Source organism: Albidovulum sp., from assembly GCF_049646345.1.
Taxonomy (GTDB): Bacteria; Pseudomonadota; Alphaproteobacteria; order Rhodobacterales; family Rhodobacteraceae; genus Albidovulum.
This window is the reverse complement of record NZ_JBARVQ010000736.1, coordinates 1-9508: the sequence shown is the minus strand read 5'-3', so window position 1 is coordinate 9508 and position 9508 is coordinate 1. Positions and strand designations below refer to the sequence as shown.

General features: G+C 63.2%; 8 protein-coding genes and 1 pseudogene. 7 read left to right on the top strand and 2 right to left on the bottom strand.

The features are described from left to right. The 6 genes from WBB85_RS19325 to WBB85_RS19300 form a co-directional block, all read left to right on the top strand. The coding region (locus WBB85_RS19325) for an NADH-quinone oxidoreductase subunit M (protein ID WP_432640219.1) at positions 1 to 701 on the top strand (701 nt) is incomplete at its 5' end. Between the two features lie 14 nt (positions 702 to 715). Next, positions 716 to 2155, top strand: coding sequence for an NADH-quinone oxidoreductase subunit NuoN (nuoN, locus tag WBB85_RS19320; protein WP_432640218.1), 1440 nt, complete (start codon positions 716 to 718; stop codon positions 2153 to 2155). Further along, positions 2145 to 2915 carry a biotin--[acetyl-CoA-carboxylase] ligase gene (locus tag WBB85_RS19315; protein WP_432640217.1) on the top strand — a complete coding sequence of 257 codons (771 nt, stop codon included), beginning with the start codon at positions 2145 to 2147 and terminating at the stop codon, positions 2913 to 2915. Before nuoN ends, WBB85_RS19315 begins: the two co-directional genes overlap by 11 nt. An 11-nt stretch (positions 2916 to 2926) precedes the next feature. Further along, positions 2927 to 3706, top strand: coding sequence for a type III pantothenate kinase (locus WBB85_RS19310; RefSeq protein WP_432640216.1), 780 nt, complete (start codon positions 2927 to 2929; stop codon positions 3704 to 3706). After that, the gene (locus WBB85_RS19305) at positions 3703 to 5385 is read left to right on the top strand and encodes a ribonuclease J (protein WP_432640215.1); all 1683 of its coding nucleotides are present in this window, start codon (positions 3703 to 3705) and stop codon (positions 5383 to 5385) included. Before WBB85_RS19310 ends, WBB85_RS19305 begins: the two co-directional genes overlap by 4 nt. A 145-nt stretch (positions 5386 to 5530) precedes the next feature. Then, a complete protein-coding gene (locus WBB85_RS19300) occupies positions 5531 to 6373 on the top strand; it encodes a HalD/BesD family halogenase (protein ID WP_432640214.1) in 843 nt (280 codons plus the stop codon). A 3-nt stretch (positions 6374 to 6376) separates the two neighbouring features. On the opposite strand, the gene WBB85_RS19295 is transcribed toward WBB85_RS19300, so the two are convergent. Then, entirely contained in the window at positions 6377 to 7903 is a 1527-nt protein-coding gene (locus WBB85_RS19295) for a DEAD/DEAH box helicase (RefSeq protein ID WP_432640213.1), read from the bottom strand. 173 nt (positions 7904 to 8076) lie between these two features. Here WBB85_RS19295 and WBB85_RS19290 point away from each other — a divergent pair, with 173 nt between their 5' ends. Continuing rightward, entirely contained in the window at positions 8077 to 8907 is an 831-nt protein-coding gene (locus WBB85_RS19290) for a glycosyltransferase family 25 protein (RefSeq protein WP_432640212.1), read from the top strand. Positions 8908 to 8983: 76 nt separating this feature from the next. Here WBB85_RS19290 and prfC read toward each other — a convergent pair. Further along, a pseudogene (gene prfC, locus WBB85_RS19285) lies at positions 8984 to 9508 on the bottom strand (peptide chain release factor 3); the annotation flags it as partial.

Sequence of the window (9508 nt, the reverse complement as noted above, 5' to 3'; positions counted from 1 at the left end):
CCTCGGACCTGCTTGCGGGCCTTGTCCTCTGGATGTCAGCCATCGCCATCGTCTACACCTCGCTGGTGGCGCTGGCGCAGTCCGACATGAAAAAGCTGATCGCCTATTCCTCGGTCGCGCATATGGGCTACGTCACGATGGGCATCTTTGCCGCGAACCAGCAGGGCATCGATGGGGCCATCTTCCAGATGCTGAGCCATGGCTTCATCTCCGGCGCGCTCTTCCTTTGTGTCGGCGTCATCTATGACCGCATGCATACCCGTGAGATTGACGCCTATGGCGGCCTTGTGAACCGGATGCCCGCCTATGCGCTGATCTTTATGTTCTTCACCATGGCCAATGTCGGCCTGCCGGGCACGTCCGGTTTCGTTGGTGAATTCCTGACGCTGATGGGCATCTTCCAGGTCAATACCTGGGTGGCGCTTGTGGCGACCTCGGGTGTGATCCTGTCGGCGGCCTATGCGCTCTGGCTCTACCGCCGGGTCGTCTTTGGCGACCTGATCAAGGAAAGCCTGAAGACGATCACCGACATGACAACCCGTGAAAAGGCGATCTTTGCGCCGCTGATCGCCATGACCCTGCTTCTGGGCGTCTATCCGAGCCTTGTGACCGATATGATCGGCCCCTCGGTCGAAGCCCTTGTCTCCGACTACCACGCCGCCATTCCCGCCGATGCGGGGATGCAGGTGGCCAGCCACTGAAGGATTGACCCGCGATGATTTCCGCTGATTTCTCCGCCATCCTGCCCGAAGTGGTTCTGGTTCTCTATGCCATGGCCGCGCTGATCGGGGCGGTCTATACCGGCAAGGACGAGCTGACCGGCACGCTGACCTGGGCGACGGCCGGCGTCTTTGTCGCCATTGCCGCCTGGATCGGCCTCTCGGCGCCGGGCGATGTGATGGCCTTTGGCGGCATGTTCAACGACGACGCGTTTTCACGTTATGCCAAGGTGACGGTGCTTCTTTCCGCCGCCGCCGTACTGGCGATGAGCCAGGACTACATGGCGCGCCGCGGCCTTGCCCGGTTCGAATTCCCGCTGCTGGTGGCCTTTGCCGTCGTCGGCATGATGGTGATGGTCTCGGCGGGCGATCTGATGTCGCTCTATATGGGGCTCGAACTGCAGTCACTGTCGCTCTATGTCGTGGCGTCTTTGCGCCGTGACTCGGTGAAATCGACGGAAGCCGGGCTGAAATACTTTGTCCTTGGGGCTCTCTCGTCGGGTCTTCTGCTTTACGGTGCCTCGCTGACCTATGGCTTCACCGGCACCACGCTTTTCGCCGGGATTATCGAGACCATTCACGGCGGCCATGTCTCTGTCGGTCTGCTGTTCGGTCTGGTCTTCATGATCACCGGCCTTGCCTTCAAGGTATCCGCCGTGCCGTTCCATATGTGGACGCCGGATGTTTATGAAGGCTCGCCCACGCCGGTCACCGCCTTCTTCGCAACGGCCCCTAAGGTTGCGGCAATGGCGCTCTTCGCGCGGCTTGTGCATGACGCGTTCGGGGCGGCGGTCAGCGACTGGAGCCAGGTGATCGCCCTGATCGCGGCCCTGTCGATGTTCGTCGGCGCCATCGCCGCGATCGGTCAGCGCAACATCAAGCGGCTGATGGCATATTCCTCGATCGCCCATATGGGCTTTGCGCTGGTGGGGCTGGCTGCGGGCACGCAGGCCGGTGTGCAGGCGATGCTGATCTATATGGCGGTCTATGTGACGATGAATGTGGGCACCTTCGCCTTCATTCTCTCGATGGAACGCGACGGGACGCCTGTCACCGATATCGACGCGCTGAACCTTTATTCCAAGCAGGCGCCGGTCAAGGCGTTGGCGATGCTGGTCCTATTGTTCAGCCTTGCCGGTGTGCCGCCGATGCTGGGCTTTTTCGCGAAATACGGTGTGCTGCTGGCGGCGGTGAATGCCGATATGGTTCTTCTGGCGCTGGCCGGTGCGGTGGCCTCTGTCATCGGCGCCTTCTACTACCTGCGCATCGTTTACTACATGTATTTCGGGACCGAGACCGATCCGCTCGACAACCGCATGGTGCCGTCTCAATGGCTGCTCCTGATGGCCTCGGCACTGATCATGGTTCTGGGCGTCGTCAATCTGATGGGCGTTGAAGGCGCGGCGGCGGCAGCGGCCGAGACCCTTGTCCGCTGAGCGGTCTGATCCATCGGCCTGGCCCGACGGTGTGGCCCGGCATGTTCTGGGTGAGGTCGACAGCACCAATTCCGAGGCGCAAAGGCTCGCGCCCGGTCTGACCCAGCCGACCTGGATCCTCGCCCGCCGTCAGACCTCGGCGCGGGGGCGGCGGGGCCGGGCCTGGGTCAGCCCCGAGGGCAATTTCGCGGCGACGTTGGTCATGCGGCCAAATGGTGATCCGGCGAAGGCCGCGCTTCGCAGCTTCGTGGCGGCACTGGCTCTGGCTGACGCGCTGGAAACCGTCTGCGGGCCGGGTGCGACGATCACACTCAAATGGCCGAACGATGTGCTGCTGAATGGCGGCAAGGTCGCGGGCATCCTTCTGGAAAGCGCAGGGGCTGCCGGGCAGGTCAGCCACCTTGCCATCGGCATCGGCGTCAACCTGATCGCCGCCCCGCCGAAAGAGGCGGTGGAGGAAGGCGCGCTGCCCCCGGTCTCGGTTCAGGGCGAAACCGGCATCTGCATTGCCCCCGAAGAGTTCCTGCCCTTCCTCGCGAACGCCTTCGCCCGGTGGGAGGCGCAACTGGTAACCTACGGCTTCGGCCCGGTCCGCACCGCCTGGCTGGCCCGCGCGGCACGGCTTGGCCAGGTGATCAAGGCGCGCCTGCCGGGTGAAACCGTTGAGGGCACGTTCGAAACCATCGCCGAGGATGGCGAACTGGTCCTTGCCACATCCCAAGGCAGGCGGCACATCCCCGCTGCCGACGTCTTTTTCTGAAAGGCCCGCCCATGCTTCTTTGCATCGATTGTGGCAATACCAATACCGTCTTTTCCGTCTGGGACGGGAAAGAGTTCCGCTGCACGCTCCGCACCGCGACCGAACATCAGCGCACGGCGGACCAGTACTATGTCTGGTTCTCGACCCTGATGCAGCATCACAAGGTCCCGGTCGATATTGACGCCTGCGTCATCTCCTCGACCGTGCCGCGTGTGGTCTTCAACCTGCGCGTCCTTTGCGATCGCTATTTCAAATGCCGCCCGCTCGTCGTCGGCAAGCCCGAATGCGCGCTGCCGGTCGCGGCGCGGGTTGATCAGGGCACGACCGTCGGCCCCGACCGGCTCGTCAATACGGCTTCAGGCTTTGACCGCCATGGCGGTGATATCATCATTGTCGATTTCGGCACCGCGACGACCTTTGACGTGGTCGATACCGATGGCGCCTATATCGGCGGCGTGATCTCACCGGGCGTCAATACCTCGCTTGAGGCCCTGCACATGTCCGCCGCCGCCTTGCCGCATGTCGATGTGACCAAACCGCAGACCGCCATCGGCACAAATACGGTTGCCTGTATGCAATCGGGCATCTACTGGGGCTATGTCGGCCTTGTTGAAGGCATCGTCCGTCAGATACGGATCGAACGGGAACGGCCGATGAAAGTTATCGCGACAGGCGGCCTCGCGCCGCTGTTTGATCAGGGCACCGATATCTTCGATAGTGTCGAGGATGACCTGACATTGCACGGGCTGGTACTGATCCACCGCCACAATAAGGAACTGGGGACCATATGAGCACGAAAGACCGCCTGATCTATCTGCCGCTTGGCGGCGCTGGCGAGATTGGCATGAACGCCTATGTCTATGGCTATGGCCCCGCCGATCAGGAACGGCTGATCGTCGTCGATCTGGGCGTGACCTTCCCCGACATGGATACGACGCCGGGCGTCGACCTGATCATGGCCGACACCGCATGGCTGGCCGAGAATGCGGCCCGGGTTGAGGCGATCTTTATCACCCATGCGCATGAGGACCATCTTGGCGCACTTGGCCATCTCTGGCCGCAGATCAAGGCCCCGGTCTATGCCCGTGCCTTCACCGCGGCACTCGCCACGCTGAAGATGGAGGAGAGGGGCAACCCCCTCGACGTGATCAAGGTGGTCAAACCCCGCCCCGAAGTGGTCGAGGTGGGCCCGTTCCGGGTGCAGTTCGTACCGGTCAGCCATTCGATCCCCGAAAGCTCGGCTCTGGTCATCGACACACCGGCGGGGCGGGTTGTCCATACCGGCGATTTCAAGCTGGACGGCACACCGATCGTCGGCGAACCGTTCAACCCCGAGGAATGGCACGCCATTGCCAAGGAAGGTGATGGGGTCAAGGTGCTGACCTGCGATTCGACCAATGTCTTTTCCCCCCAGCCGGGCCGGTCCGAGGCGACCCTGGCCGAGCCGCTGACCGAGTTGATCGCTGGTCTGGACGGTATGGTGGTCGCGACCACCTTTGCTTCCAACGTGGCGCGGCTGAAGACGCTGGCCGAGGCGGGGACTGCGGCAGGCCGGTCGGTCTGCATGCTGGGCCGGGCGATGAAGAAGATGATCACGGCAGCGGTTGAAACCGGGGTGCTGACCGACTTTCCGGCGATCATCCAGCCCGAAGAGGCGGTGGAGGTGCCGCGTGGCAACCTCATGCTGATCGTCACCGGATCACAGGGCGAACGCCGGGCGGCTTCGGCCCAGCTTGCGCGCGGCAAATATCTGGGGCTGGAGATGAAAGAGGGCGATACCTTCCTATTTTCCTCGAAAACCATCCCCGGCAATGAACGCGGCGTGATCCGGGTGATGAACGCGTTTTCGGAAATGGGTGTCGATGTGGTCGATGACCGGAACGGGCTCTATCACGTTTCAGGCCATGCCAACCGGCCGGATCTTGAGGCGGTGCATGAGTTGCTGCGCCCGAAGATCCTGCTGCCGATGCACGGCGAACACCGCCACCTGCGCGAACATTGCAAGATCGGCATCTCCAAGGGGATGGCGGCGGAACTCGCGACCAACGGCACCGTGGTCGATCTGACTGGCGATGAACCGAAGGTCGTCGAATATATCGAGGCGGGCCGCATCTATCTTGACGGGTCGGTCATGATCGGGGCGATGGACGGCGTCGTACGTGACCGCATCCGCATGGGGCTGAACGGCCATGTGCTGGCGACCCTGATCCTTGATGAGGAAGATCAGCCCCTGGGTGAAGTCTGGGTCGAGGTGATGGGCATCTCGGAACTGACCAAGAGCGGTCAGCCGCTCGTCGATCTGATCGAGACCGATCTGAACGAGTATTTCGACAAGGCCGCCGACAAGGTCCTGCGCGACGACGACAAGGTCACCGAAGCGGTCAAGCGCATCGTCAGGCAGGTCGCGATGGAAGAGATCGGCAAAAAGCCCGAAGTCACCGTCGTCACCAGCCGCCTGATCGCGGAGTAACGCGGGCCTTTGCTGCTGTCCTGGTCCGGGCCGGGTGATCCGGCGCAGGCCCGGTCGCGACGAAATCCGACATAGGCGACGTCGAAAAGTGGCAAGACGGATGGCTCGGTGCCGGGTCTCATCAGGGAATACCCCGGAGGACCCGATGCCCCATGGCGCGCATGATCTGATCGACCTTGAACACCACCCGATCCATCAGCCGGGTCCGGGCCGCGACGCTCTGGTGGCGCGGGTGCGGGCGGAGCTTGATCGCGACGGTTGCGCTGTGGTCAAGGGCTTCCTCACCCCCGCCGGGATCACCGCATTGGCGGCAGAGGCGGAGGGCGTCGCCGAAAAGGGCCATCGCAGCTTCAACCGCACCAATGCCTATTTTACCAAAGACGACCCGACCCTGCCCGAGGACCACCCGAAACGCCGGTTCTTCGACCGCTCGAACGCCTTCATCCCGGCCGACAACTTTGCGCAGGACGGCCCCTTGCGGACAATCCATGACGGCGCGGGTTTCGACCGCTTCATTCAGGACTGCCTGCAGGAAGATCGCTTTCACCGCTATGCCGACCCGCTCGCCGATGTGATCGTCAACATGGCCGAAGAGGGGGCAGGCTTTCCCTGGCATTTCGACACCAACAATTTCACCGTGACGCTGGCGATCCAGAACGCGGAAAGGGGTGGTGCCTTCGAATATGCGCCGCGCATACGCAAGGGGGACGAGAATTTCGATGAGGTGGCGCGGGTGCTGGACGGTACATCCGACAAGGTGAAGGTGCTGAACCTTGAACCCGGCGATCTGCAGATCTTCCGGGGGCGTTATTCGCTGCACCGGGTAGCCCCCCTCAAGGGGCCGCGCCGCCGCTATGTGGCGATCTTTTCCTATGTCGAGGAGCCGGGCATGGTCGGTGCACCGGAACGCACATTGCAGCTTTATGGTCGAACGCTGCCCATTCATCACGAACGGGCAGGGCGACGGGCCGACAGTTACATCGACTGAGGTTCAGGCCTGTTCGGACTTCAGCCCGCGTACCAGGAAATCGGGAACGTGATCGCCCATGCCGACGACCGGCGAATCGCGATCCTCGCGGCGTCCGCCACCTTTGCGGGTGTCGCGACGGTCATCGCGTTTGTCCTGCCGGGGCTCGGCCTTGCGTTCGGGCTTTGGCTCGGCCTTGCGCTCGGCCCGGACCTCTTCCTTCGGTTCGGGCCTGGCGACGGGGGCCGAGGTTTCCAGGGGCGCCATGGGTGCCTCTTCGCCATGCGGCTTCACCGGGCGACGCTTGCGGTCGTCACGGTCACGGGGGCTGCGCCCACCACGGCCCTTGTCCTTGCTGTCATCCTTGCGCGGCGCACGCTGCGCCGCCTCGGACAGGGCAAAGCCTTCGGGTGCCTCGACGCGCGGCAGCGGGTTCTTGACCAGCGCTTCGATCGCATCAAGGTATTTCTTGTCGCCCGGCGTGGCGATCGTGACGGCAACCCCCTTGCGACCGGCGCGGCCGGTGCGGCCGATGCGGTGGACATAATCCTCGGCATGGGAGGGCACGTCGAAGTTGAAGACATGGGAGACGGCGGGGATGTCGAGCCCCCGCGCCGCCACGTCCGAGGCGACGAGGAAACGAAGCGAGCCGTCGCGGAACCCGTCGAGCGTCTTCATCCGCTGGCTCTGATCCAGATCGCCATGGATCGGGGCCGCGTCAAAGCCGTATTTCTTCAGCGACTTGGCGAGGATATCGACCTCGGTCTTGCGGTTGCAAAAGAGGATCGCATTGGTGCAGGCCGCACCCTCCGCCTCGATCACCGCGCGCAAGAGTTCGCGCTTGGCCTTGGCGCTCTGGTCCTTGCGGGCGGGCGTGATTTCGAGAAGCCGCTGCTCGATCGTCTCGGATGTCGTCGCCTGACGCGCCACCTCGATCTTGGCGGGGGCATGCAGGAACGTATTGGTGATCCGTTCAATCTCGGGTGCCATCGTGGCACTGAAAAACAGCGTCTGGCGGGTGAAGGGCGTCAGCTGGAAGATACGCTCGATATCCGGGATGAAGCCCATGTCGAGCATCCGGTCGGCCTCATCCACCACCATGATCTGCACGCCGGTCAACAGAAGCTTGCCGCGTTCGAAATGGTCGAGCAGGCGGCCCGGCGTGGCGATCAGCACATCGACGCCCCGGTCGATCAGCTTGTCCTGTTCGCCAAAGCTGACGCCGCCGATCAGAAGCGCTTTCGTAAGCTTGGTGTGTTTGGAATAGATGTCGAAATTCTCGGCCACCTGGGCGGCGAGTTCCCGCGTCGGCGCGAGCACAAGGGAGCGCGGCATCCGCGCCCGCGCCCGGCCACGGCCCAGCAGCGTGATCATCGGCAGGGTGAAGGACGCGGTCTTGCCGGTCCCGGTCTGGGCGATACCCAGCACATCCTTGCCCTCAAGTGCGGGCGGGATCGCGCCAGCCTGGATCGGGGTCGGGGTTTCAAAGCCGGCTTCGGCAATGGCTTTGAGGACCTTGGGGTCCAGCTTCAGGTCGGTAAATTTTGTCATCAGCGTCCATATGTTGCGGTGTCGGACCGCAGGGTAAGGGACGCGAATTCCGGGCGCCCCGGCAGGTACCCACCGGATGTGGGTGAAAGGGCCCTACTGCAAATCGCGCATCAGGTCAATTGCCGGGGCGATAACGGGTCGGTAGGGTGGCCGCAGGGACAAAGAGGCTGGCCTTGGATATCCATGTCATCAATCTTGCGCGGCGGCCTGACCGGCTGGCCAGCATCGCGGCGCAGCTTGGCCGGTTGGGGTTGGACTGGAAACGGGTCGAGGCGATTGATGCCGGTGACGGGCGTGAACTGCGTCCCGCTTTCGGGCGGGGGCTTAAGGCGCGGGCTTTCCCGGCGACACGCGGCGATATTGCCTGCTCCCTGACCCATCAGCGCCTCTGGCGACAGATCGCCGAAGCCGGGCGGCCCGCCGTGGTGCTGGAGGATGACGCGATCCTGTCGGATGTTTTCAGAAGGCTCATGTCCTGCGATCTCGCGGGGCTTATGCGGCGGCATGACATGGGCGTGCTGAAGCTCGAATTCTGGCCCGGCCCGCAAAAAAGCCGCCGCTTTCCGGCGGGCGAGGCGATCGGGCCAGTTCTGGACGAGATGCGGCTTTATCGGATGCACGCATCCTTCCTCGGAACCTGCGGCTATGTCATCACGCCCGAGGGCGCACGGCTGATGAATGACCGCTTCCGGCGGCTGAAGGTGCCGGTCGATCACGCGCTTTTCGGGCGCGAGGCGGCGATGGGGTTCCGGCTGCTGCGTCCCGGCTTTCTCAACCCGGCGCCGGTTCTGCACGATGCCAGTCAGTTCGGGTCGGATATCGGCGGGCAACGATCCGACGATCAGCAACGTAGCTTCGCACGCCGCCTGCGCGACTGGCGGGTCCGCTTCCACATCTCGCGCGAGATCGCCTCGGGCCGGGTGGGGCACGTCGAGATGCGCTTCGCAGGCAGCGGATCAGCGGATGAAGACGCGCGTAAGGTGGGTTTAAACCCACCTTACTGAGATGCCGGAACGGGATGCACAAAGCGGATGAACTGACAGGTAAGGTGGGTTTAAACCCACCTTACGGACGGTTGGATCAGATCATCATCTCTTTCGTGGCACTCAGCGTCAGCTCGGGGTGGTCCCGGGTGATCCGGTCGATATCCCATTGCAGTCGGGTGAGATACACGATGTCGCCGTCATGGTCATGGGCAATATGGCCCTTGTTCGCATTGACGAACTTGTCGACATCCGATTTCGGCCCCGTCACCCAGCGGGCGGAGGTGAACTGCGAGTATTCGAACCGCACAGGCAGCGAGTATTCCAGCTCGATCCGGCTGGCCAGCACCTCGAATTGCAAAGCCCCGACCACGCCGACGATAAAGCCCGAGCCGATGGAGGGCTTGAAGACCTTCGCGGCACCCTCTTCGGCAAACTGCATCAGCGCCTTTTCCAGATGTTTCGCTTTCAGGGGATCACCTGCACGAACCGATTGCAGCAGTTCGGGCGCGAAACTGGGGATGCCGGTGAACCGCAAAGCCTCGCCTTCCGTCAGCGCGTCGCCGATGCGGAGTTGCCCGTGGTTCGGGATGCCGATGATGTCGCCCGCCCAGGCCTCTTC

What these genes read in the sequence shown, in the direction of transcription:
- WBB85_RS19300 (WP_432640214.1), top strand. Translation starts at nt 5,531, where the DNA reads ATGCCCCATGGCGCGCATGATCTGATCGACCTTGAACACCACCCGATC.
- WBB85_RS19305 (WP_432640215.1), top strand. Translation starts at nt 3,703, where the DNA reads ATGAGCACGAAAGACCGCCTGATCTATCTGCCGCTTGGCGGCGCTGGC.
- WBB85_RS19310 (WP_432640216.1), top strand. Translation starts at nt 2,927, where the DNA reads ATGCTTCTTTGCATCGATTGTGGCAATACCAATACCGTCTTTTCCGTC.
- WBB85_RS19295 (WP_432640213.1), bottom strand. Translation starts at nt 7,903, where the DNA reads ATGACAAAATTTACCGACCTGAAGCTGGACCCCAAGGTCCTCAAAGCC.
- nuoN (WP_432640218.1), top strand. Translation starts at nt 716, where the DNA reads ATGATTTCCGCTGATTTCTCCGCCATCCTGCCCGAAGTGGTTCTGGTT.